General features: G+C 33.1%; 21 protein-coding genes and 1 pseudogene. 6 read left to right on the top strand and 16 right to left on the bottom strand.

Annotation, left to right across the window (positions count from 1 at the left end; genetic code table 11):
- Positions 1-128: 128 nt before the first annotated feature.
- Positions 129-497, top strand: coding sequence for a DUF1304 domain-containing protein (locus FD18_RS01530; RefSeq protein WP_057718222.1), 369 nt, complete (start codon positions 129-131; stop codon positions 495-497).
- 67 nt (positions 498-564) lie between these two features.
- Here the strand turns inward: FD18_RS01530 and FD18_RS01525 are convergent, their stop codons facing one another.
- The 7 genes from FD18_RS01525 to FD18_RS01495 form a co-directional block, all read right to left on the bottom strand.
- Entirely contained in the window at positions 565-1,869 is a 1,305-nt protein-coding gene (locus FD18_RS01525) for an extracellular solute-binding protein (protein WP_057718221.1), read from the bottom strand.
- 42 nt (positions 1,870-1,911) lie between these two features.
- The gene (locus tag FD18_RS01520; RefSeq protein ID WP_057718220.1) at positions 1,912-3,213 is read right to left on the bottom strand and encodes an MBL fold metallo-hydrolase; all 1,302 of its coding nucleotides are present in this window, start codon (positions 3,211-3,213) and stop codon (positions 1,912-1,914) included.
- On the bottom strand, positions 3,197-4,027 hold the full coding sequence (locus FD18_RS01515; RefSeq protein WP_004896621.1) for a carbohydrate ABC transporter permease: 831 nt from the start codon (positions 4,025-4,027) through the stop codon (positions 3,197-3,199). Before FD18_RS01515 ends, FD18_RS01520 begins: the two co-directional genes overlap by 17 nt.
- Before the next feature lies 1 nt (position 4,028).
- Positions 4,029-4,892, bottom strand: coding sequence for a carbohydrate ABC transporter permease (locus FD18_RS01510; protein WP_057718219.1), 864 nt, complete (start codon positions 4,890-4,892; stop codon positions 4,029-4,031).
- Positions 4,892-5,977 carry an ABC transporter ATP-binding protein gene (locus FD18_RS01505; RefSeq protein ID WP_057718218.1) on the bottom strand — a complete coding sequence of 362 codons (1,086 nt, stop codon included), beginning with the start codon at positions 5,975-5,977 and terminating at the stop codon, positions 4,892-4,894. The genes FD18_RS01510 and FD18_RS01505 overlap by 1 nt, the downstream gene beginning before the upstream one ends.
- Positions 5,978-6,283: 306 nt before the next feature.
- On the bottom strand, positions 6,284-7,717 hold the full coding sequence (locus FD18_RS01500; protein ID WP_057718217.1) for a C69 family dipeptidase: 1,434 nt from the start codon (positions 7,715-7,717) through the stop codon (positions 6,284-6,286).
- Between the two features lie 30 nt (positions 7,718-7,747).
- Positions 7,748-8,593 carry a DNA/RNA non-specific endonuclease gene (locus tag FD18_RS01495; protein ID WP_057718216.1) on the bottom strand — a complete coding sequence of 282 codons (846 nt, stop codon included), beginning with the start codon at positions 8,591-8,593 and terminating at the stop codon, positions 7,748-7,750.
- 138 nt (positions 8,594-8,731) lie between these two features.
- Between FD18_RS01495 and FD18_RS01490 the strand changes: the two genes are divergently transcribed.
- Both FD18_RS01490 and FD18_RS01485 read left to right on the top strand, forming a co-directional pair.
- Positions 8,732-9,556, top strand: a complete 825-nt coding sequence (locus FD18_RS01490) for an aldo/keto reductase (RefSeq protein WP_057718215.1) — start codon at positions 8,732-8,734, stop codon at positions 9,554-9,556.
- A 17-nt stretch (positions 9,557-9,573) separates the two neighbouring features.
- Positions 9,574-10,698: a low temperature requirement protein A gene (locus FD18_RS01485; protein ID WP_057718214.1), complete on the top strand. Its 1,125-nt coding sequence runs from the start codon at positions 9,574-9,576 to the stop codon at positions 10,696-10,698.
- Positions 10,699-10,718: 20 nt separating this feature from the next.
- Here the strand turns inward: FD18_RS01485 and FD18_RS01480 are convergent, their stop codons facing one another.
- From FD18_RS01480 to pnuC, 7 genes are all read right to left on the bottom strand, one after another.
- Positions 10,719-11,681, bottom strand: a complete 963-nt coding sequence (locus tag FD18_RS01480; protein WP_057718238.1) for an exonuclease domain-containing protein — start codon at positions 11,679-11,681, stop codon at positions 10,719-10,721.
- Positions 11,682-11,694: 13 nt separating this feature from the next.
- Positions 11,695-12,495 carry an SIR2 family NAD-dependent protein deacylase gene (locus FD18_RS01475; protein WP_057718213.1) on the bottom strand — a complete coding sequence of 267 codons (801 nt, stop codon included), beginning with the start codon at positions 12,493-12,495 and terminating at the stop codon, positions 11,695-11,697.
- Between the two features lie 16 nt (positions 12,496-12,511).
- Positions 12,512-13,147 (bottom strand): DUF421 domain-containing protein, encoded by a 636-nt coding sequence (locus FD18_RS01470; RefSeq protein WP_057718212.1) that lies wholly within the window; start codon positions 13,145-13,147, stop codon positions 12,512-12,514.
- A 7-nt stretch (positions 13,148-13,154) separates the two neighbouring features.
- The gene (locus FD18_RS01465) at positions 13,155-13,604 is read right to left on the bottom strand and encodes a DUF3290 domain-containing protein (protein WP_057718211.1); all 450 of its coding nucleotides are present in this window, start codon (positions 13,602-13,604) and stop codon (positions 13,155-13,157) included.
- Positions 13,605-13,609: 5 nt separating this feature from the next.
- Positions 13,610-14,884: a peptidase T gene (gene pepT, locus FD18_RS01460; protein ID WP_057718210.1), complete on the bottom strand. Its 1,275-nt coding sequence runs from the start codon at positions 14,882-14,884 to the stop codon at positions 13,610-13,612.
- Positions 14,885-14,946: 62 nt separating this feature from the next.
- On the bottom strand, positions 14,947-15,483 hold the full coding sequence (locus FD18_RS01455; protein ID WP_057718209.1) for a PAS domain-containing protein: 537 nt from the start codon (positions 15,481-15,483) through the stop codon (positions 14,947-14,949).
- A 75-nt stretch (positions 15,484-15,558) separates the two neighbouring features.
- Entirely contained in the window at positions 15,559-16,329 is a 771-nt protein-coding gene (gene pnuC / locus FD18_RS01450) for a nicotinamide riboside transporter PnuC (protein ID WP_057718208.1), read from the bottom strand.
- 424 nt (positions 16,330-16,753) lie between these two features.
- Here pnuC and FD18_RS01445 point away from each other — a divergent pair, with 424 nt between their 5' ends.
- The 3 genes and pseudogenes from FD18_RS01445 to FD18_RS01435 all read left to right on the top strand — a co-directional run bounded on the left by FD18_RS01445 (position 16,754) and on the right by FD18_RS01435 (position 21,798).
- Positions 16,754-20,458, top strand: a complete 3,705-nt coding sequence (locus FD18_RS01445; protein WP_057718207.1) for a mucin-binding protein — start codon at positions 16,754-16,756, stop codon at positions 20,456-20,458.
- Positions 20,459-20,656: 198 nt separating this feature from the next.
- Positions 20,657-21,034, top strand: a complete 378-nt coding sequence (gene mscL, locus FD18_RS01440; RefSeq protein WP_057718206.1) for a large-conductance mechanosensitive channel protein MscL — start codon at positions 20,657-20,659, stop codon at positions 21,032-21,034.
- Positions 21,035-21,098: 64 nt separating this feature from the next.
- Positions 21,099-21,798: pseudogene (locus tag FD18_RS01435) on the top strand (IS982 family transposase).
- A 333-nt stretch (positions 21,799-22,131) separates the two neighbouring features.
- Here the strand turns inward: FD18_RS01435 and FD18_RS01430 are convergent.
- A complete protein-coding gene (locus FD18_RS01430; RefSeq protein ID WP_057718205.1) occupies positions 22,132-22,896 on the bottom strand; it encodes an ABC transporter permease in 765 nt (254 codons plus the stop codon).
- Positions 22,889-23,821 (bottom strand): ABC transporter ATP-binding protein, encoded by a 933-nt coding sequence (locus tag FD18_RS01425; protein WP_057718204.1) that lies wholly within the window; start codon positions 23,819-23,821, stop codon positions 22,889-22,891. Before FD18_RS01425 ends, FD18_RS01430 begins: the two co-directional genes overlap by 8 nt.
- Positions 23,822-24,116: the final 295 nt, after the last annotated feature.

The following is a 24,116-nucleotide window of genomic DNA, read 5'->3' as shown; positions in this document are numbered from 1 at the left end:
TGTTTTTTCTAGTATATTTTATTATTGTCGCATTTGCAACAATAATAAAACCGATTGTTACACCATTTGATTTCTATGCTAACAATAAGTAAAATCTATCTGAATAGTTAAATAAGGGAGATTATAAAATGATTTTAAGAAATATCGGAATTCTTCTAACAATTATTGTAGGAATTGAACATATTGGAATTATGTGGTTAGAAATTTTTGGTAAACCAGAGCTTCAAGCAAAATCTTTTGATATGGATATAAATTTTGTTAAACAAGCTGCTGCTAAAACCGCCTTAGCCAATCAAGGTATCTATAATGGTATGCTAGGACTTTTAATTCTAATTGTATTTTTCTTCTTTAGAATGCCAACTTTAATCACTGTATGGCAACTTTTACTTGCCTTTGTTATAGTTGTCGCTATCTTTGGTGGTTTTACAGCAAGTAAAAAGATTTTTGTTGTTCAAATGCTGCCTGCACTAATTGCCTTCATTCTTCTGTTCTTCTAAAAATATCTATATAAAAAATGAGGATTGTCATAACGACAGTCCTCATTTTTTACTTAATATTCTGTTTTTATTGATTCCAAGCACTTTGGAACTTAGTCTTACCAGCATCAATTTGTGAATTCCAGCTTTGACCTTTCTTTGCTTGTGCAAAGATGTTTTGCATAATTGAATTCAATTGAGTGTATGCGGCATTACTGTTCTTAACTACAGGAACACTGTATAAGTTCTTCATTGCTTTGTCTAATTGAGCAGGAACCTTAGACTTAGTTGAGTTCTTGTAAGCACTAGAATTAATTACATTGTTAGTTACAGGGATGTATCCAGTCTTATCAGCCCAAGTTAATTGTTGGTTCTTACCTAACAAGTACTTAATGTACATGAAGGCTGCTGCCTTTTGCTCTGCAGTACCCTTATTAAACATGTAAATATCAGTACCTTGTTGCATGTTATACTTAGAAGGACGAGGAGCAACACCATATTGGAACTTGTTGCCAACACCCATCTTAACGAATCCTTCACCAGCACTAGTACCTACAAACATAGCAATCTTTTGATTAGAAAAATCACCTGAAAGGTAACCAGCTGAACCAGCAGTCTTGAAGTAACCAGCTTTAATACCATCAGCATAGTAGTTGATTACTTTCTTAGACTTAGAACCAGTAAAGTTGATGTTCTTAGAGAAGTTTACGCCTTCATCCTTCATACCTAAAACGTAGTAGTTTGAAAGTGAATCGAATCCAGCACCAACAACCTTGTGGTTACTCTTTTCGTAAATCTTCTTAGATGCTGCCTTTAATTCAGACATTGTCTTTGGCACTTTAACACCATATTTATCTAATAAATTCTTGTTATAAGTCAACATTTCAACAGATTTATTAAATGGAATACCATATTGAGTACCTTTAATTTGTGCGCCCTTTAATAATTCTTCACGGATGTCACTCTTCTTAGCTGATCCCCAACCAATCTTACTGTTGTTAATGTAAGGGGTCATATCGACTAAACGTTTGCTATTAGCGGCATTTAAAAGCCAGCCAGGATAAGCTTGAGTAATCGTAGGCAAGTTATTTGGTGATTGCAAAGTTGAGTTAATCTTTGCTTGTAAGTCATTATACTTACCTTGGTTTTCGAGCTTAACAGTAATGTTAGGATTCTTCTTTTCAAAATCCTTAGTCAAGCTTTGTAAAGTCTTTTCCTGAGTTCCAGTCATACCATGCCAGAAAACAACAGTAGTTTTCTTGGTAATCTTAGTTGGAATATCAGCAGACTTACTACTTGAGCTATCATTACTCTTAGAATTTGAGCAAGCAGTAGTGCCTACAAGGGCTAAAGCAGCAACTGCAACTGCTGCAAATTTTTTAGTGAACTTCATATGTTCCTCCCAATAAAACAAACAACAAAATAATTTTTAATTTTAGCTAAGCGTAAAAGCTTCTCCACGCTTAGGTAAAATCCGTTCTCCAAATGGGTTTTCTTCTAATTCAGGATGCAATGTGTGCACTGGAGCCAAGATTTTTGGCTCAAAACCCGCAATAATTTCTTTTAATTCAGCTACATCCGCATGTCCTGAACAGCGCAAAGTTACTAACTCAATTCCACGCTTTTCAATATTTTCAATAAACGGAGCATATGCTGGATCAAAATCCCCTAGTGGCTCAGCATTACTATGAATGTATAAACCACCTTCTTGTAATTGGTCATAATGATCAACTACTTGCCAGAAATATTGATGATCGTCTTTTAAAAGATCTTGATAATTTACCTCAAGATTTGGATCGAGCGCATCAATTTTTTCATCTTCTGGTAAGTAGTAATAAGGAACATCCTGCTTTAATGCTAATTTTAATAATTCAGCACGTTTAGCATGAAGTACTACTTTTCGAGGCGAATCTGAAATAATTCTCAAAATTCGCTCTACATTTGTAGGATAAGTATTAAAAGTTAACTGACGCTTTGGATTATCTTTTTGGTATTTAACTACTCTTTCAGTAAGTTCAACCTCATTCTTAACGCCTTTGAACTCTTCACTATCCTCTTCGCTACGTTCTGGCCATGAAACACCAGTACCTTCGATAATTAGCATATCACATCCCTTACCGGCCGCCATAAATTGACGCACCCAATCGGGATGATAGCCATGCAAGCGAATATCCCCAGTATGAACGATTGTTTTATCAGGTGTTTCGATGATTAACCCAGTTACTCCGTAAGCATCATGATCACTAGGAACAACGGTTAAAGTTATATCTCCAACTTTAATGGGTTCGTTTAGTTTAGCAGCAATTATAGGACGAGTATAATTCTTGGGTTTATCAGCTGCTGGTAATAAAAATTCTCCATCCCGATTCAACACTGGTAACAAGGCCGCAGTTAATGGACCAGCATATAATGGAATCTCTGGCGCTAAAAGATTCATAGCTTTACTATGATCTAGATGAAGGTGAGAAATGTAAGCTGCGCTGTGCTGCCACCGTTCATGATCTATCTCTTTTCCCGTAATCTTTGGATCATAGAAATTCGGCACATCACCAATCAATTGATATTTAAGAAGAGTTGAAAAATCTTCATCTTCTATTTTTAGTCCGAGTTCTGGACGGTACACTTCTCCTAAATCAAATAATACATGTGACTTATCATAAGCTACTTCAATCATTGGGCCGCCAATAGTCGTTAACCCATTATAAAAAGTAACTGTCGTTTTAGGCTTTGAGGTCATTACGTACTACTCCTCGAATAATTTGCTTTCTAAAAATGAAGTAAACAATTAAAACAGGTACTACTGTTAAAGTCGCTGCTGCTAGTTGAAGTTGCGTTTGAGCACCTGCATCAGATGCAAAGGCAGCTAAACCATTATTCAATAAGCGCATCTTGTCTTCATTTGTTACCAATAATGGCCATAGGAAAGAGTTCCATCCTGAAATAAAGCTAAGCAAGGCAACAGTAATTAAACCACCTTTAGACATTGGAACCAGAATCTTCCAAATATATTCCCAGTCAGAAGCTCCATCAATCATGGCTGCTTTATAAATTGTTGGTGAAATTGCTGTGAAGTAGCTTTGTAAATAGTACATATAAAAGATAGAAGTTAAGAACGGTAAAACCAATCCTAAATATGTATTCAATAAGCCTAAATGAGCAATTGTATTGTAGTTGGTAAAAATTATTGCTTCTCCCGGAACCATTAAGAGTGAAAGAAAAATTAACTGAATAAATCCTTTTCCCTTAAATTTTAAGTTGGTCATTGCAAATGCACCGAGAATTGAAGTAAACAATGTAACAATTGTTGTAGTTGCTGCTGTAATAAATGTGTTTAAGAAATATCTTGCAAATGGTGCTTGCTCAAATACTTTTTGATAGTTACTCCACCGCAAAGTCTTTGGAATTAAAGTTGGTGGAATAGTAGTAGTTTCCTGATAGGACATTAACCCACCTAAGATCATATAAATAAATGGGAAAACAGTTATAATGCCAAAAATTCCAATGAATAGATAGACAAAAATCATTCCCCAACGTAGTTTTTTCTTCTTCATTCTAACTGTTCACCTTTTTCATTAATTTTCTCTGTAAGAAAGTTACGAACAATATAAATAGGAACAAGACTACTGTTGCAGCCATCGCTACACCAGGTGTACCAACAATTTGGAATTTATTATAGATATAGTAAACTGCCGTCATTGCTGAATTACCTACACCAGCTTGTCCATTAAATAATGCATAAACTTGGGTATAGATCTTAAATGCTCCAATTAAGTTAACAGTTAAAAGAAAGGCTAAAGTTGGGACTAACTGTGGCACTGTTATACGCCAGAACTTTTCCCTACTTGTTGCACCATACATATCAGCTAAGACATAGTAATTTGGTTCAATGTTTCTTAGCGCACCCATCAGGATAACGATGTTAAATGCCAAAGATGACCAAATACCAAAAATAATCAATGAAACAAGACTTAGACTCGGATTATCTAGCCAATCAGGTTGTGGTAAATGAACAAGTTTTAATAAGAAGTTCAATAAACCGTATTCACCATTAAAGATATAGCGAAATACAATTCCGATTGCGATCGTACTTGTAACATATGGCATAAAAAACATAGTTTCAAAGAAGGCAGTATGTTTAATCTTTGAAAAGATAAACCATGCTAACACAACAGAAATTATTAAGGCAATTGGTACAGCTAAAAATGAATAAATAGCCGTATTCATAATTGCACGCCAGAATTCTGGATCGCTAAAAATATACTGATAGTTAGAGAGTCCATTAAATTGAAGATCAATTAATGGACCACCCTGAAAACTCATCGTAAAAGCACGTAGAATTGGCCAAATACTAAATACTGTAACACAAATAATGGCCGGTGCTAAAAATAACCAAGCTTTTTTCTGATTATCTTTCATTAATAGATTCGCTCCCCATCTGGCTTAAATAAGTAAACGCGGTCTAAGTTCATCTTAAATTTCACGCTATCTCCAGGTTTTATTTCTTGCTCTAAATCAATCAATGCACGCTGATTTGTTCCAGCATGAGTAAATTTCAATACTCGTTCGCGCCCAATTAATTCGACATCATCAATTACTTCGGAAAGTTCGCCTTCATCACTTAACTTTAAGTTTTCAGGACGAATACTTAGTGTATAATCTCCGTCTGCTAAGTCGCCTCTAAATTTTGTACTATCTAATTTTTCAACTGGAATTTCAAAGTCTGTCCCACTAATCTTCTTGTCTGTTACCTTCACATCAAAATTATCAATTACGGGATTACCAATAAAGTTAGCAACAAATTGGTTATTAGGCTCAAGATAAAGGTCTTGCCCCTTATCATCTTGTTGAATTACTCCGTTATGGAAAAGAATAATCTTATCACCAATTGAGAGGGCTTCTTCTTGATCATGTGTAACGAATAAAGTAGTAATTCCTACTTCTTTAACCAAATTACGAATTTCTTCACGAATCTTTAAACGTAAGCGGGCATCTAAGTTACTTAATGGTTCATCCATTAATAAAATTTGTGGTTCTTGCACTAATGCACGTGCAATCGAGACACGCTGCTGTTGTCCACCAGAAAGATTGCCCGGTTTTTGATCCGCTAATTCTTCAATATGAGTTAATTTCATAAATTTTTGGGCAATTTTTTCAGCTTCATCTTTTGGCTTCTTGTTCTTTCCCACTGTCATTGGAAACATTACATTCTGTAAAACAGTCATATGTGGGTATAAGGCATAATTTTGGAATACATAGCCAATATTACGATCTTTTGGCGCAACATTAAGAAGAGACTTACCATTTACAATGATGTCTCCACCAGTCGGATTCAATAGTCCAGCAATCATATTTAAAGTTGTAGTTTTTCCACAACCACTAGGACCCAACAAGCACACTAAGTCGCCCTTTTTTACAGAAAAGCTGACAGACTTAATTGCTTGGTAACCATTCTCATAAGTTTTTTCTAGGTTATTTACCTGAATGAATTTATCTTCGTTCATATATCTCTCACTACTACATTTAGATTTAAATCATATTACATCACAAATTTTATGATAAAAGCAACAAAATCACAAATATTTTTTCAATAAATAATTCGTACTTTGTGAATTTTTGCTGCTTTTTTGTGGATAAGATGTGGATAGTGATATTGTTTCAGGAACAATATATCTATAAAAATATAAATAGATCGTATTTTCCTTCTTGCATTTTTTAGATTTCTCCTTGGAATCTGTTTTACTAACATACAAGATAAAGAAAGCCGAACAATAAAAAACACTACATCTTGTGCAGTGTTTTTCAAAAAATTACAAATTATCGCCACGTTCAAATTGAAATTTAGAAGAATTTAGTGCTTGTCTCGTCAAATCACTTATCAATTTCTTAGTTTCATTAGTAATATACGCAGCCGTTTCAGCATTAGCAGCCGTTAAATACTTAGTTTGTTCTTTTCCAGACAATTCTCTTGCTTTCTCATCGGTTGCTGAAATACGGCTAACAGCGTAACTTTGACATTCATCTCTAAAATTGTCAACTTGGTAAATAAACTGATGATATCTTGGCTCTACCAAAACTTGCAAACTCTTATACAACCAATATGCACTAGAATCTGGAGTAACCATATGACTAGCCATTTGATAATTTAATGGTGTGTCATCAATATTTATATAGAAAGGTACGTAAGGACTATAAGCATAAAAACCAAAGTTAACCCATTGAATACCTGCCATGTCCCGGGGAACGTCATTTCTAATTTGCAAAATACAGCTAGATTGATTTCGATCTAAAGCAATTGATCTAAACATCTTTTGCTTCTTATCATCGCCAGAGGCAAAAGATCCCATTGGATCATATTCAGTACCGTTATAATGACTTGACAAAAAGAATTCTACGTCCTCTACACCAATCTTCTTTTCTGGTTTTCTGATAAAGGGCATCTCTTGACTTAAGGGATCTTGTTCAATACTTGGATTAAACAACTTTTGACCATACCAAGTTCTTGGAGTGTTGTAATAGCTATCAGCCTCAGCTTTAGTACCAAAAATATCTCTAAAACTCCACTTACCATCAGTACTTGGATTCAGATGATTCTTTTCTACAAATTCGCGAATTGTAGAAGCATACATAAAGTTATCATGATCATCAAAATCAATATCTTGAATCACCATGATATTAGGACAAATTGCATAAGAGTCTTCTGGAATTCTTTGGGCTACCCATTGATGACCAGCTCCGGTTTCAAAATACCATACTTCATTATGATCAGAAAATGCAACACCGTTACTTTCACCAGTACCATATTTTTCAATTAATTTACCTAAACGTTCCACCCCTTCGCGAGCAGTTTTAACAAATGGTAAAACAAGGTAGACCATTGAATCTTCATCTACACCATTTTCTACTAATGGATCATGTCCTAAGCAACGAGCATTGGTCGCTTCAGTTTCTGTTGCGGACATTGCGACGTTATACTCATTAATTCCCTGTTCATCCCAGCGGCCTTCTGATTCATCAGCTGTCGGCGTAGCAGTCCATCTGTAGCCATGTCCTTCTAAATGAAGTTTTAAGCCATTATATTTTGAAACATATTCTTCATCATAGTCTTTTGCTTCATGTACAACAAAAAGCTTTTCATTAATGCCGCCATACCCGTCTTCATCACGCGCAATAATAGTTGAACCATCTATCGTAGCTTTTTTACCTACAATCATGGCCGTACAATTATCTTTGCTTTTATTCATTATTTTCTCCTAATTAGTATTAAAAATTAATTATTGATCAACTATCATATTACGATCTATTTTAGCCCTACCATTATTATAATCAAATACATAATCTGGCTGAACGTTAAAAAGATAAACATTAAAGTTTAAATTACTAGTTAAACTAATCGCCTGTAAGTTAATCCCGCGTGCCATTAATTCGTTTCCTCTAAAAATTGGCGTTGCTTGAAAAATAACTTTATTTCCTTGTTTCAAGGCATTTCTTACTTTTCCTTCAAAGATGGTCTGAATCTTTTGATTAGAAAAAGCAGTTTGCGTAAATAAATTTTTAGGATTATTTTGATCTCCTGACTGATTGTTAGGATTATAATTTCCATCTTGATCAATCCCGGCTGAAACAGAATAAGCAATTAAATGTCCACGATTATAAATCTGCGTTCCGTTTTCACGATTAGAATGCCAAGCAGTAGGATTAATGAACTGTCTTACTCGCAATGAGTCATTCGCTACATTCTTTGGTTCTAAAAAAGCGGTATTTGAATGCGAAGTTCTATTCAAATTATCTAAATTAGAATAAATTACCTGATTTACTTTCCAGGCATTTTTAATCAAGGTCGATTTATTATTATTTACATATACGTAAGCCTTATCTCCACTTTTAAAATTCAAATTAGCGAGCTTTTGGTAATCTGCATTAGATAAACCACCATAATTAGTATCAGCAGTCGTAGCCTTATTCACTACCTGCTGAGAACTATTATCTTGCGTTTGATTTGAATTCTGTTGAGGAGAATGTAATTTAAACCAACCACCCCAAAGGATAATTATGATTGCTAGAACCCAGCTAGCTACTGTGTTTTTGTGTTTTTTTCGATATTTTCTTCTTTTTGCCATTTATAAATTCCCCTAACATTATTTCTTTCAGTATAGATATTTGAACGTACGTTTGCAATGTAATTAATAAGTTTTTACTAAGCCAGACTGTTACAATAATCTTGAAAGATTTATATAAATAGAAAGAAGAATTTATACATGGAATACTTTAATTTAAATGATGGCAATCGAATTCCTAAGATCGGCTTTGGAACTTATAAGTTAAATGGTTCACGTGGAGTTTTTGCAATTCAAGCTGCATTAAAGAATGGTTATCAGCTTCTTGATTCTGCTGTTAATTATGAAAATGAAGGTGCAGTTGGTCGTGCTATTAAAAATAGTAATGTTAGCCGTGATAACATTTTTGTAACTTCTAAATTACCAGGTCGTCATCATAAATATCAAGAAGCCTTAGAACAAATTCAAGAATCCTTATACAGTGCGGGACTTGATTACTACGATCTTTACCTAATTCACTGGCCAAATCCCAAGCAAAACCACTACCTAGAAGCTTGGCAAGCTATGATTGATGCACAGCGTCTGGGATTAATTCGTTCAGTTGGTGTTTCTAATTTTGAACCTAAACATATTGATTACCTATATCGTGAAACTGGAGTTATGCCTGCTGTTAACCAAATTGAACTTCATCCTTACTGGTCAAGTAAAAAAATACGTGACTACGATGATCAACACAACATTATTACAGAAGCTTGGAGTCCACTTCAACGAGGAGGAGAAGCTTTTGAAGAAAAAGAAATTATTGATTTAGCACAAAAATACCATAAGACTCCTGCCCAAATAATTCTACGCTGGGAAACTCAAATTAATGTTGTTCCAATTCCAAAAGCTAGTTCTTATGAACATCAACTCAGCAATTTAAATATTTTCGATTTCAAATTAACTCCTAAAGAAATTCAAAGCATCATTGATTTAGATAAAATTTCTGCAAGACGATTTGATCCTAATGAACACGAAGAATTTTAGTAAAGTAGGAGCCTTTTATGCAAGCAATTCTAAATAAACGAGTTTCAAAAATCGCTTTATTTTATGATCTCGTTTTTGTCTACATGATTTCTAAGACAACTGAAATACTCCATCATCTCGAACATGGATTAGTATCTCCTACTTCATTCGCTTTATTTGCTCTAATTGTAATTATTTTTATCAATTCTTGGATGGTGCAAACTGTATTTACGAATCGATACGGTATTGGTAGCTGGGCTGATATTACCTTTTATTTTATTGATATGATGATTCTGCTTTATATGTCTAATTCATTTGATACCAATAATTTAAAAGAAATGAAAGTTCTATTTATCTCCGCTGGTTTACTATCGCTTACTTTAGCAAGTCACTATCTAATTAACTACTTCCAAGTAAAAAACAATATAGATAAAAGTATTTCCCGGGCATTTTTCTTAATCTTAATATTTAGATCTATCACCTTAATCATTGGAGGGATTCTTGATAATACACCTGGTTTTGCCCTAGCAGTTACCGGAATCATTTTTAGTTGGTTAATGCCATCCTTAACTACTAAATATACTATTAAACATCCAATTATTTTTCCACACTTACTCGAACGGCTAAATCTCTTAGTTATTATTATCTTCGGCGAAACAATTATTGGCATTGCGGATTATTTTCGTCCCAATACTTTTTCATTTTACTCAATCTTTATCTTTTTAACTGTTGCTTTGCTCTTTTTCACCTACGCCTTACAATTCGATAAGTTAACCAATGAAGACCAAGACGACGTTACAGGAAATGTTTTAATTTATTTACATTACTTGATCATTTTCGGAATTAGTCTAATTACAGTAAGTATTAAATTTATCCACGAGTCTGATGCTAATTCTTGGTTTGCAGTACTATGTTTATATTGCGGAATTGGACTATTTTATTTAGGTTTATTCTTTTCAACTCGCTATAATAAACTACAATTCAAATTAAAGAAATCTACTATTTTTATTTTCTTTACAACTACTTTAATTGGCACAATCTCTTGCCTTATCTGGTCAAGCTTTGAAGTAATTACAATTCTTACCTTTATTATCGTAGCAATTAATATTAGTTGGTTAGTTCACACTACTATCCCACACATCAAAAAAGGAATCCTGTTCTAGGATTCCTTTTTGGTTAATCATTAACTACGTGCCCAATTATCAAGAACATTTAAAAAGAACTTTTCAGACCAAGTTCTAATATGCTGCCCCTGCTTATTCAAAGCTCTCGCCTTATTCAATTCAGTAATATCTGTTCTAAAGAAATCATGATCACCTACTAAAACATAATCAGTATCTTGACCAACTTCTTCTTGAATAAAACCACCTAAATTTTTTACAACATTTGCTAATTCATCTTCATCTACAGCTAAATCACCAGCAATGACAACATTCTTGTGATTAAAGGGACTACGAAATACTTGTGTCTGCTTAACCATATCAGGCCATTCGCTTGTTAAGTCTAAAGTCTTAACTGCTTCTTGTGCTCTTAACATATGATCTTGCTTAAATAATCTATGAAATTCATCAAACACTTTTTTAGTATCAAGACAGTCGTCTAGGCCGCGATGTTCCTGTTCTTCCGCAATATTTAATCGATGCATACAGTCAAGCAGGCGATTATGCCGTTCTTGAGGATAAAAACTACGTGCGAGACGATATACATCCACATAATCATTATTTAAAACTGTTAAGTGATACTTTTCTGCTAAGTCATAAACAAAATTCAAATCAAAGTTGACGTTATAACCCACAATTGGATCACTACCAATGAATTCACGATACTTTTTAATTGCTTCTTGAACTGGCAGACCTTTTTCTTCAATTGCCGCTTCATCAATTCCATTCAATTTCGTAATAAAAGCAGGAACTTTATTACCATCAGGAAATTTTACCAATTCTGAAAAAGTTGCTACAACTTCACCATGACGAACTTTTAGTCCTCCCATTTCAGTAATACGATCACGATATGGGCTAAGACCTGTAGTTTCTACATCAATTAAGGTGTAATTTTCTGGAAAACTTGGTTTTTCAATTCCTTTTTGACGAATTTTTTCTTGAGCAGCTGGAATTCGCAAAACACCTTGAATAACTGAAATACTCATTTTATACCTTTCATTAATTAGAAATTTTTTCAATCACTTCAGGAAGTGCCATCCCTAATCCAGCACTTCTTTTTTGAATAGAGTCAGGTAAGTCATCTTGACTTAAATCTGCCGCTATATAGTGCCAATCTTTAAATTGTTCTACTAATTTTACCATTGGATCAAGAAGTTGAGGACTAGTTGGATCGACGCCCAACTCCAAAACTACAACTTTCTTAGTTTGGTTTCTTGTTAAAAACCAACGAAATCTAGTATTAGCATCTTCATCCGGGAAAAAGTGAGCATTAAGCGGCATATGAATTTCCATTGGTGAATCACAATCTTCACATCGTGGAATTTCACCCTGACCATTAATATATCTCTTTACTACTGAAAGATCAGAATAAGTGCCATGATTTAAACCACTAGAACACTGCATTCTGGTCCAATCGCCAAAAACATCAAAAATCTTTTCTCGGTCAAAGCCAGCCTTTTCAAAAAAATGTCCAAAGGTACTAGTAGCAATAAAATAATTTTTATCAGTCAATAATATCTTTAATTCTTTCATTGATTTGCTCGGTTCATATTCAACTGAATATTCATTGATTAACTGACTCCAAAATTGCCATTTTTCATCCCAAGAATCAAAGTTTTTATCTAATGCATCCGCAATTGTTTTTACATGGTATTTTTCGCTGATTTTCTTACATTCAATCGGAAAGGCCGCATCATCAAACATATCAAGACCTTCCATTTGTGCAAAACCATTACCTGCTGTAACAATTACAGCATCTGCTTCAGCTAGCCATTTTTTTATTTCTTCAAAATTCTTCATGATCTTGTCTTCCTCTTTATTTTTCAGAATATCCTATTAGGCGCAGTTGCCCATTAACATATTCTCCTAAAAAGATATCATCAGTACTATTATAACCAGCTTTTGATACTTCTTGTTCAAGCCAAGCATTGGATTTATGGATTAAGTCCAAAACATCTTCATTGATCTGTCCATCACTAATAATTGGAAAACGAATATTTGCCTCATCGTTTTCAATCACTGTTAATTGACCATTCTGTTCAAAAATACAATTTTTAACTTTTTCAACAGAATAAATTCCTCGACTTCGAAGTTTAAACATTAATTCATTCGCAGAAATACCTGCTTTCATACAATTGCCTACTAAAACATGTCCATTTTTTATTACTTGAACTGGTTTTCCATCAATTAAATTACGAATCCAACTACTATGTTCTCGCCCAAACTTTAAAATAAAAACTACCAAAGTCCAAACAATTAATACTAATAAAAATTGCATAATAGTGATATTTTGATTATAAATTAAGCCACCAATAATTCCACCAAGCACATAATTCTGTAATTGATCAAGAGCAGTAGTTGGAGCCAAATTACTTTTACCAAAAACATTAATCTGAATAATCAAGGTTAATATCCCTAAAGCAAATTTAATAAATAATTGTGTATAATCCATTTCTGACCTACTTCTGTACATATGCATGATGATCAATTACGTGAGCACGATTTAAAGTATAACTGTTATTGTCTTCATTCAAATTCAATTGATAATCTTCATTTTTTGAATCGATTCGAACAATCATGCCATTCTGAAGTGTTGTTGAACTAACCATTACATCACTTTCTTTTACATTTGCATCATCGGCAACTGACTTAATAAAAGGAACAATTTGAGCTGCTTTTGATTTTTGCTCATTATTTTGCAGATATTTTTCATATTGAGTACCTGTAAATAATAATAAAAATAAAAGTGCAATTATTCCTAAATCTCGATATCGAGTATTGAATCGATTGCGTAAATATAAAATAGCAAAAATAATCATCGCGCTAGCAGCTACAATCATTAAAATATATAAAGCTGTCCGGTCTGTATTTTGATGACTTTGAATATAATTTATGGTATAAAAATTCATCTCAACTAATACTTTCTCTTTAAAGGACTTTCATCACGATGATTGTTTAATAGCACATGTTGCTTAGCAATTTCGACTAAAGTTTTAGCTAAAAGTGTCATACTTTCAGTCGTTACATATTCATATGGTCCATGGAAATTTGCTCCACCATTAAATAAATTAGGTGTAGGAATTCCTTTTTCTGAAATAAAATCACCATCTGTTCCACCACGAAATGGAATAACTTTAGGCTTCAGTCCTAAAGTTTTATAAGCATGTAAAACTAAATTTACAACATACGGATGCTGCTTAATTAAATCACCAGGACTACGATATTGGTCATGCATTTTTAAACTAACTCGATTTAAGCCATATTTTTGATTTAACTTACCCACCAAGCCTGTGACTAACTTTTTCTTTTGCTCAAAACTATTCGTATCAAAATCACGAATTATCAGCTGAATTTCAGCATGATCAACATTACCGATATTAGATAAAATCATAAAATAACCATCAAAGTCCCTGCTATTCTCAGGCACTTCACTGGCTGGTAATCCCTGGATAAATTCACTGGCCATTAAAGCTGCATTAACCATTAAGCCATATGCTTCACCTGGATGAACTACAGTCCCATGGAAATCAACAGTAGCTGCTGCAGCATTAAAAGTTTCAAAAGCAATATCACCTGGATCTCCGTTATCTAACGTATAAGCAAATTCAACTGGAAATCGTTTTACATTAAAACGAGCTGCACCTTTACCAATTTCTTCATCTGGACCAAAAGCCACCCAAACGTCTCCATGTTCAATACTTGAATTTTCTTTCAAAAATTTAAGCATTCCAAGCAAACCAGCAATTCCCGCCTTATCATCAGCTCCAAGCAATGTGCTTCCATCAGCAGTAATTAAAGTTTCTCCTATATGCTTATTTAAACTAGGAAATTCACTTGTTGATAAAATGCGCCCTTCCTTTAAAGAAATGTCTTTTCCATCATAATTTTTATGAACTTGAGGCCGAATATTTTCTGAATTAAAATCTGCAGTATCCACATGTGCCACAAAACCAATTGGTGTAACTTCCTTATTAGTTGTGCTAGATAACTTTCCTACTAAATATGAATCTTCTTCTGAAAAAGAAATATCTTTTAAGCCTAATTTTTCTAATTCTTTCTCAATAATTTTAAGCAGGTCAACCTGTCCAGGCGTTGTAGGTACAGCCGTGCTTTGCTCATCAGAGCGAGTATTTACTTTACAATACTCAACGAATTTATCTTGAATATATGATTGATCAATCTTAGTCATTAAAACCACTCCCTAGCTATTTTTAATTATATTTTAAGGAAAAATAACATCCTGTCAATTTCCTACAATTCAGAAGCTCCACTTTCTGCGTCAATTTGCTGATTATTACGATATACTTCACCATTTGGATTATCGGGATCATTTATCAATTTCTGCCCTGTTTCCTTTAGATAATATTCCACCAGTGGATAAATGTCCTGAATACTTTCATTAATTCCGATAAAGTGATGCTCCTTATTATAAATAGCTCGGTAACTATCCACCATAAAACGCTTTTGTGTATTAGTTTGATCCGCAAAGTGCAATTCTTTTGCTTCACCTGTGCTCAACTTGTGGAAAATCTCTGTTAATTGTTTCTTTTCATCTTCAGTTTTAGCTAATGCAGTAATATTTTCTCCAAGCTCCGGCGGATTATAATTCATTTCCGGCAGTTGCTTATAGTATACAAACTCTCCGAGCTTATTAAAGCTAAGCAGACTGCTAGGAAAAGATGCTAAATAATCATTTAAATCAGACACTTTCATTAAGCCTGCATTTAGTTTGACATAGTCATCATCATTCACAGCCTCTTGACCATTTTTTATCCAATTTTCATTCATCTTATCTTTCACACCTCATAAACAAAAAAGCATGTCGAAGTCGACATGCTAATTTTAACTTATTTTTGATTATTATTAATTTTTAATAGACTTTAATCCTTCACGCTTTCTTCCCATATTGAACCATGGTGAAACAGTAAAGGCTAAAACATCATTAACAACATAAATTAAGGAGTTAACAGCCATTGCTAAAGTTGCATCTCCCTGTGCATAAGTAATGCCCCAAAGAATTAGTTGAAAAATTCCGCTGGCAGTCCACCAGAAATATTGGTTGTTGTATCGTAAGAAACACATAATACCAGCAGTTAATGAAATTGCAAAACTGATAGCATCGATCCAAGGACGTGGATCATTAGTAAATTTACCGATTAAGTAACCAGATACAGCGTAAACAACTAATGTACCAACAATAGCAACAATCCATTCTTTAGTACCAAACTTACGTAAGTGATTTTTAGTATCATCATTCCAAGATCTAACTGAAATAATAACTGGTAAGTCTAAAGTTAAAATATAGGCAATTTGTTCAAAAATTGAAAGATAATTCTTAGCGGCTAGTCCTGCATAAATGAAACAAGCTGCTGAGATTAATCCTAACCATCCATTAATTGCTTTCGTTGCATTAATAGCTAAAACACATAAAGTCCCAAGCAATGTACCAATAAAAGTAATTACTGTTAAAGTAGTAATCTTATTTTGAATCAAAATAGCTAATTGGAAGCCAAAAGCAAAGAACCAAAGCATATAATTTTGAACTGGCCAACCGTGTAATTGCTTAAAAAGCCAAACAAAGTAGTTATCCTTTCTTTCTTTACGATCTTCCTGTAATGATGTGGAATTGTCCATTTATTAACTCCTCTTTCTTTATATTAGGTCACACAATATATTGTGCCTTATCCGCATTTTTTCAAAAAAGCATCTGTATCTAGTATAGTAGTTAACAAATTGAAAACAAGAGTTTACAATTTTCGTTAAATATGCGGGTAGGTGTCATTTAAAATTCAGATAGCGCTTTCTTTATCATGATAATCATCTTCACCTAAATTTTTATATAATTTTTTGCCTTTATGATTCAATAAGCCACGTATTTTTTATCTTTATGTTTAATTTTTTAAGTCGTTTTTTTACCTTTAGCTTGTCTTTTTCCCTACTAGTAACAGACTGTTTTCCTTATCTAATAATCCATTATTTAAATATGGAGTATAATGTTCTTTTAGAAAGCTAAATGTTATTTTATTAAAAAACATTCACAATCGAGGAAAGAATAAAAATGGAACATAAAAATGATTTATTTTTTATTACTAAACTTAATGGGAAGGAAAAGTTTAGTTTTAGAAAAATTTCAGTTGGATTAGTTACTGTTGCTTTAGGTACCATCTTCTTTTTAGAAAGTGGACAAACTGTACAAGCCGCGGATCAAGCTAATAACGATTCTCAACAAAATACAACTATTAATCAAAACTCTGTCAATCCTGATAATTCTCGAACCTTAACTATTCAAAAATCAGAAACGGCAAATACTGCAAACAATACTACAGTCTCTCAAAACAATGAGACTAATCCTTCATATGAAAATAATTCTAAGCAAAATACGACCAATAATTTAAAAAATGATAAACCAACATTACAACAAGAAACTACGGCTCCAGTACAGATTACAGGAAGCTCAACCAATACTTCTCTCATTGCTGACGTAACTCAAGGTAGCTTTAACGTTCATGTTGCTAACAATTCAAGTCATCCAATCATTATCAATCATAATCAGCAAGTCAACGTTTCAGTAGCAGATTCTGATAACTTGCTAAAATTTGATGTTAATGCAACTAAAATTGGCAATTTTGATGTTGGCGTTAATAATAATTCCGGTACTAAAGACTTCACCTTTACCTATACGGGAAGTGACAATGGTGTTTTGTCTGGTTTTGATGCAACTTTTCCATTTGTGGCAGTTAATTCAGCTGCCCAAGCATACCATGAACAAAATGGAGCATATCCGGATTTCAATTTACCAATTACTGTAACTTTACCTAATAGCCAATCTTATACACAAACTCTTCCAATTAAAATTAATCCTTATGAAGATAAAGTTGTAAAGGGTGAAATTTTACACGGATTTATCATGGGGCCTAAAGTTATTTGGACACCAGGTCAAGATGGTAATCCTGGTACTAACGGCGTATATACTGAAAATGGTGCAAATTATACCGGTCCTGAGCCTAGCGCAGCAGCCGACATTCCAGCTGACCAACAAAGAGATGCTCGCTTAATGCAATATGGAATTGACTGGAACTATGGTTCAGTTGCTAATGGTAATTCTCCATTAGATCCTTTATACAACGTTTTAGTCCATATTAAATTTAGCAACCATCAAAAAATTCTTCCATCAACTATTAAGGTGTTTAAAATTCCCAATGATATAAAAATAATCAATGCAGATGGTCAAAGAACAAATATTAACGATTACTATAATGAGATTGTTAGTCATCAACCAAGTTTAGAAGATACTAATTTTGAAAATTTCTTAAAAAATTCAATTTATGATAATAATCACCAAATTATTATTGATCAAATGGGGCCCTTTACTGTTAACGGCCAAGATTATTCTGAGAAAGGCCCATATTTCATTCAGCTAGATACACAACTTGATACTAACTATATTCCATACTGGATTAATAATCCTAACGATGGTCCATCTATCACTACCCCAATAAAAAACGAATGGAATTTAAATGGTTCTGGAACTACTAATTCTTTTGTTCAAACTTATACTAATTTCAAGTTTGATCCAAAAGTAGACTTAATGGTTAATATTTACTTTATTGATGAAAATACTGATCAGGAAATTGCCCACACTAGTCGAGAGATTATTACTCCTCCTAATAGTTCAATAACTAATCCGACTCCAAATATAATTAAGACTCTTGAAAGTCAGGGTTATAGAGTAGATGAAAGTGCGACTAAAGGTCAACATAGTGTTAAACCTTTACTCAACTTTGATCCAACTAAACAAAACTTTATTAACTACGATAATGACAATATAGATGTTTCAAATGATTCATTAAAATATTATGTTTACCTTTATCATGGTATCAGTGCTAAACCAGAAATACAGACATCTTCAGTAACTGAAAAGATTAATTATGTTTACGCTAACGGAACCAAAAACGGTCAACAAGCAGCTGCTCTCTATAGTCAAACTGTTACCTACACTCGTCAGGGAAGTAGAGATCTAGTGACTAATGAAATCGCTTGGGATCCCTGGAAAGCTAATTCTTCGTTTGATGAAGTAATTTCTCCAAAAGCTTATGATTCAGCCTATACCTTAGTTGCACCTACAAGTATTCCAGCAATTAACTTAAATATTACTTCTAAGGGAACAATTACTACTCAAGATAATGTTCCTTTAGATTACACCGTAAATTATTATGCTCCAGAAAAAGCTACTCTTCGTTTCTACGACGATACTGATAAAGAATATTTAGATAATTATTTAAGTCAAAATAATCAACCTACTTTATTAAGTGATAATTATACCAATCCAAGTGATGGATCTTCTAAACAAACCATTTCATTTATAGGTGCTGATAAGATTGTTAACTTTTTAAACAGTAAGCATTACAAATTTGCTGGTGTTAGTGGTATTGGTTCAATCAATAATACCGACTATTCCAAAATTTCTTATGGTGATTTTGATGACGATGAAACTAAAGATCAAGCTTTTGTTCTTCATTTCACTCATGAATTCAAACCGATTACTGAGGATAAAACCATTTCAGAAAAAGCTATTCTTTATGCAGAAAATGGTCCTAAACGAGGGCAAACTTTTGATACTTTGAATCTAGGTGATATTAACTTCACTAGAACAGGACAAAAAGACTTAGTTACTAACCAAACTACTTGGGATAACTGGACTGTGGAAAATAATAGTAAAGTACTCTCACTCCCTGCTGTAATTTCGAATGTCTACAAAATTAATCCACAAAGTATTACACAAGTAGCTCCTAATTCTAAGAAATTTGAAATTAGTAATAACCAAATCTCTCCTTTGAATTTTGATGCAACTAATGATCAAAGCTTAATTGCTAGTCTTGAAAACAATAGTACTTATTCAGTCAAAGTTCCTTATGCACTCAGTGAAAATATCACTGTAACTTATATAGATGACACTACAGGTAAAGTCTTAGAAATTAAGAAATTATCCGGTGAACCAAATACTAGCGCTAATTATTCTACTAAAGACACAATTGATAAATATTTGTCTCAACATTATGCTCTAGTCTCTGATTCAACGAACCAACAAAATCTGATCTTTGACAATGACGAAGAGCCTAATGATCAAAATTACGAAGTTCATCTTACTCATAGATTTAAAGATTTACGTAATTCTCAGGTTGTTACTGAAACTATTATCTATATGTATGACAATGGCCAAGAAGCTGCTCCAAACTACACTTCTTCAACCAGCTTCTCACAAACTGGTAAACTTGACTTAGTAACTAATGTTAAAAGTCTGGAAAAATGGACACCCGATTCTAATGTTTTCAAATTAGTTGAATCTCCGATTATTGCTGGTTATACTGCTGATCACAAACAAATTGATCAACAAGTTGTTTCTCATGGTAGTCCTGACTTATTATTTAAAGTAATTTATACTGCCGAACCAGCTAAGCCAGTCGAACCTACTAAGCCTGTTCAACCTACTAAACCGGTCGAGCCTACTAAGCCTGTTCAACCTACTAAACCAGTTGAGCTTACCAAATCTGTTCAACCTACTAAACCCATTCAATCTGCTTCAAAAGGTAAAATACCCCATCAGAAGAATGTAGTTGTCTCAATAAAAGAAGATAAGCAAACCATCTTACCTCAGACCGGAACTACAAAGAATAGAGCTAGTCTCTTAGGATTGGCTTTCAGTGCCGCATCCCTATTGCTAGGCTTAATCGGTAATGATCTCAAACGGAAAAAGAAAAATTAAGCTTTAAAAAATTGTTCTGAGAAAGTTCAGAAACAAAATATCCTACTAAATCAAGATTTATCAATCTTGAAATTTAGTAGGATATTTTTTATCAGGTAGGCATATTCATACATTACTCTTTGAAAGCATTTTACTAGCAAAAACTGAATTTCTTTCGCTATACTTTTTAATTAATAGCTATTTTTGAAAGGATATCATATGGTTAAAGAATTCAAAGAATTTATTTCTCGCGGTAATATGATGGATTTAGCTGTTGGAGTTATTATAGGAGCAGCTTTTACAGCAATTGTAAATTCCTTAGTCAAAGATTTGATTAATCCTTTGATTGGATTATTTATTGGGAGAATTGATCTTTCAAACTTAAAATTCACAGTTGGTGAAGCCACATTTAAATACGGTAGCTTCTTAAATGCTGTGATCAACTTTCTAATTATTGCCCTAGTTGTCTTTTTCTTAATTAAATTAGTTAATCGACTAACCCCTAAAAAAGAAGTGGAAGAAGATGATCTAGCTCCAACTAACGAAGAAATATACCTTCGCCAAATTCGTGACTTATTGCAAGAAAAAAATAAGTAACTACGCATAGTGCTAGTTAAAGCGTTTTAGCTATCATTTACAAGTTAGTTTTAAAGATTTAGTCATAGTTTGTCATCGTTGGTATAACTTATACGTTCCTGGTAAATTTGCACATCGATGAAATTTTAATCATACTAGGATTTCTGACAGTTTTCTCCTAGCTTTGCTCATTTGGCAAGCCAAAACAGAGATTGAATCACAAGATGAATCAAAACGTTGATTTAAGCGGACAATTTTTGATTCTTGATAGCTTTCCAGTACCTGTATGTCAGCCGATTCGTAATTATTGAGCCAAAATATTTCATAGCTAGGCGGATATTGGGTATAAAGCTACTAAGAAGATTTACTATTATGGCTTCAAAGTACACGCAATTGTCAGTGGCGATGATTACATTCTTGATTATGTAGTTACTAAAGCTTCCGTGCATGATGCTAAAGAAACAGTTGAGTCAATGAGCAACGCTCATCCAGCCAATCGTTATCTCCTTGCAGATGAAGGCTACTTAGGTAAAAGATTACATAATCAGCTAAAAGAAATGGGCTATACAATTTGGACACCTTATCATAAGAATATGGCAGAGGCCAAGAAGCACAATAATCATCTATTAATGGCTATTTGTAGAACAATTGAAAATGATTTTGCACCTTTAACATATTATAATGCTGAAAATAATCGAACTCGTAGTCTAACAGGATTTCAAGTTCGCCTAGAAATTGCCATACTTGCCTATAATTTAGCTTATTGTCTAGAGAGATTTAACTAGCACCACGCGTGAATATATATTAAAAAGTATTAAAGGAATGTCCACTTCAAAGAAAATAATTTGTTTATTTTGAACAACAATTTTTAATGTCCAAGTAGATCATATAAATTTGAATTCCTATGTATATTTTAAAATTTGTTAGTTCAAGGTGTTTTACTGCCAAAGAGTATAAGTACATATGTAATGTACCTATGCTCTTTTTTATATCTACGTGTTTTTAGTAAATTATTAGTAGGCGTCGAGCGATAAAAAAAGCATTACCTTTTGTTGCGATTTAGGTAATGCTTTTTGAGTTCATTGAATTTTAGAATTTCTAACTTGGTGCACAACTTACTAATATAAAGACAAAGTTCCATTTTTCTTTACATATTTATCTGTTAGCCTAAAAACAAAAAGCCCAATTAACACCCATAGGATGGCATTAAACAATGAACCACCAAAATAAAAAGCAATATTATATGGTTTATTATTAATAGCTAGCCTCATCCAGCTCACCATTGGGCAAATTGGTAAAAGACACGAAAGATACTTAGTAATGTCATTATAGTTTTCAAAGTTAATTAATAAAACACCCAAATAAATATACTGAAAAATTATTAATGTACTCCCTATTCTTTTAAAACGTAATACTAGACTAACTATTAGATACCCTAGTCCTACAGTTACAACCAGCGCTAATAGAAATGGAATAATCATCACTGGTGGGAATTTTATCCAATGATTAGTAAAAAACATAACTACGATCAAAATCAAAATTGCTTGTGCAAGCGAAACAATTATATTGACAATACTTTTATTTAAAAATAACCTTTTGGAAGAAATTGGCATTAAATATTGTTGCTCTAAAATACCACTTTTGGCATTATTCATTACAGTAGTTCCCATTTGACTAATAGTATTTTGAATCAAACTCCATAAAACGTATCCAACTACTAGTGCATTTAATGACTTACCAAGTACACCTCCACCAACAAGACTTCCTCCCCAAAAAATAGCCATAAACATTAAAATTAACAAGAAGAAGTCTGAAATATAGTTAAAGGTATATCTTTTATATAAATAAAACTGTCGCCAAAGCTCTGCTTTAAAACTAGTCATCATTATTCCTCCCAATATAATATTTAAATATTTCGTCTAGGCCTCTAGTTACTGTTTCTATTTTAATCACAGGTAATTCACTCAGCATTTTAAGTATTTCAGTTAATTTTGTTTTTTCTCTACCACTTAAGCGATATATTTTATCCGTTTTCTTCAATTCTTCACAATAAATTAATAACTTTTCTACTTCTTTAGCAGTAAGAGTTCTAGAAAATGCAACTTCAAAAATAATTCGTTTATTTAATCTTTCCAAACTATCTTTTACGCTATCTGAAAAGACAAGCTTACCGTGATTAATTAATAAAATTTTATTAGCTACTTCCTGTGCGAAGTCTAGTTGATGGGTCGTAATTAAAATGCCTACTCCGCTTTTAGACAATAATCTTAAACTATTAGTCATTATTTGAGTCGCATTAATGTCTAATCCTAAAGTTGGCTCATCTAAAATTAAAAGTCTGGGTTTTGCAATCATGGCACAGCAGATCCCAATAATTTGTTGCATACCGCGACTCAACATAGTGATTGATGTATATTTTTTATCTAGTAACCCAAATGTTTTTAATAGCTCTTCTCCTCTTTTTTTTGCTTCTTTTTTGCTAAGCCCACGTTGACCACCCCAATAAATGAAATTTTCCATAGGAGATAAAGCCCAAAACATATTCTTAGATCCTTCCAGTAAAACCCCCGTATTTTTTAAAAGAAATAAATTATTATTAGTAATATCTTTCCCATCGAAAAATATACTTCCCTTATCAGGGCTTACCAGATTAAGAATGATTTTTAAAGTTGTCGTTTTTCCCGCGCCATTTGGTCCAAGAAAAGCAACAATATCACCAGCGTTTACTTTAAAAGAAACATCAGAAACCGCTCTTTTTTTTGTTTTTCGATATGTTTTTGAAATATTATTTACAGACAACAAAGTCATAATTTACCTCCTTTTTGTCTCCTTATAACTTCTAGGTCATACATAAGGTGTATCAATGGACATAACCAAACATCAATGTATAATGCAATAGATGTTAAACCCAAATTCAATACAAGCAGAATCAGAAAAGCTGTAATGCTATTCGGCGACCCATAAATAACATATATATGATTAAACATAAATACTACGCTAATAATTATTATTAAAATAAAATCTGAATTTAGCAATCGTCTGTTTCTTCAGGTCTGTCATTAGTACAGCAACCCTCTGCAGCTGGTAACTCTCTATTTAAATT

The sequence above is a fragment of the Lactobacillus taiwanensis DSM 21401 genome (assembly GCF_001436695.1).
Taxonomy (GTDB): domain Bacteria; phylum Bacillota; class Bacilli; order Lactobacillales; family Lactobacillaceae; genus Lactobacillus; species Lactobacillus taiwanensis.
This window is presented reverse-complemented; position numbering and strand designations above follow the sequence as displayed.

Bases quoted from the DNA above. Each gene is read 5' to 3' on its own strand.
- FD18_RS01530 (WP_057718222.1), top strand. From the start codon at position 129: ATGATTTTAAGAAATATCGGAATTCTTCTAACAATTATTGTAGGAATT.
- FD18_RS01525 (WP_057718221.1), bottom strand. From the start codon at position 1,869: ATGAAGTTCACTAAAAAATTTGCAGCAGTTGCAGTTGCTGCTTTAGCC.
- FD18_RS01520 (WP_057718220.1), bottom strand. From the start codon at position 3,213: ATGACCTCAAAGCCTAAAACGACAGTTACTTTTTATAATGGGTTAACG.
- FD18_RS01515 (WP_004896621.1), bottom strand. From the start codon at position 4,027: ATGAAGAAGAAAAAACTACGTTGGGGAATGATTTTTGTCTATCTATTC.
- FD18_RS01510 (WP_057718219.1), bottom strand. From the start codon at position 4,892: ATGAAAGATAATCAGAAAAAAGCTTGGTTATTTTTAGCACCGGCCATT.
- FD18_RS01505 (WP_057718218.1), bottom strand. From the start codon at position 5,977: ATGAACGAAGATAAATTCATTCAGGTAAATAACCTAGAAAAAACTTAT.
- FD18_RS01500 (WP_057718217.1), bottom strand. From the start codon at position 7,717: ATGAATAAAAGCAAAGATAATTGTACGGCCATGATTGTAGGTAAAAAA.
- FD18_RS01495 (WP_057718216.1), bottom strand. From the start codon at position 8,593: ATGGCAAAAAGAAGAAAATATCGAAAAAAACACAAAAACACAGTAGCT.
- FD18_RS01490 (WP_057718215.1), top strand. From the start codon at position 8,732: ATGGAATACTTTAATTTAAATGATGGCAATCGAATTCCTAAGATCGGC.
- FD18_RS01485 (WP_057718214.1), top strand. From the start codon at position 9,574: ATGCAAGCAATTCTAAATAAACGAGTTTCAAAAATCGCTTTATTTTAT.
- FD18_RS01480 (WP_057718238.1), bottom strand. From the start codon at position 11,681: ATGAGTATTTCAGTTATTCAAGGTGTTTTGCGAATTCCAGCTGCTCAA.
- FD18_RS01475 (WP_057718213.1), bottom strand. From the start codon at position 12,495: ATGAAGAATTTTGAAGAAATAAAAAAATGGCTAGCTGAAGCAGATGCT.
- FD18_RS01470 (WP_057718212.1), bottom strand. From the start codon at position 13,147: ATGGATTATACACAATTATTTATTAAATTTGCTTTAGGGATATTAACC.
- FD18_RS01465 (WP_057718211.1), bottom strand. From the start codon at position 13,604: ATGAATTTTTATACCATAAATTATATTCAAAGTCATCAAAATACAGAC.
- pepT (WP_057718210.1), bottom strand. From the start codon at position 14,884: ATGACTAAGATTGATCAATCATATATTCAAGATAAATTCGTTGAGTAT.
- FD18_RS01455 (WP_057718209.1), bottom strand. From the start codon at position 15,483: ATGAATGAAAATTGGATAAAAAATGGTCAAGAGGCTGTGAATGATGAT.
- pnuC (WP_057718208.1), bottom strand. From the start codon at position 16,329: ATGGACAATTCCACATCATTACAGGAAGATCGTAAAGAAAGAAAGGAT.
- FD18_RS01445 (WP_057718207.1), top strand. From the start codon at position 16,754: ATGGAACATAAAAATGATTTATTTTTTATTACTAAACTTAATGGGAAG.
- mscL (WP_057718206.1), top strand. From the start codon at position 20,657: ATGGTTAAAGAATTCAAAGAATTTATTTCTCGCGGTAATATGATGGAT.
- FD18_RS01430 (WP_057718205.1), bottom strand. From the start codon at position 22,896: ATGACTAGTTTTAAAGCAGAGCTTTGGCGACAGTTTTATTTATATAAA.
- FD18_RS01425 (WP_057718204.1), bottom strand. From the start codon at position 23,821: ATGACTTTGTTGTCTGTAAATAATATTTCAAAAACATATCGAAAAACA.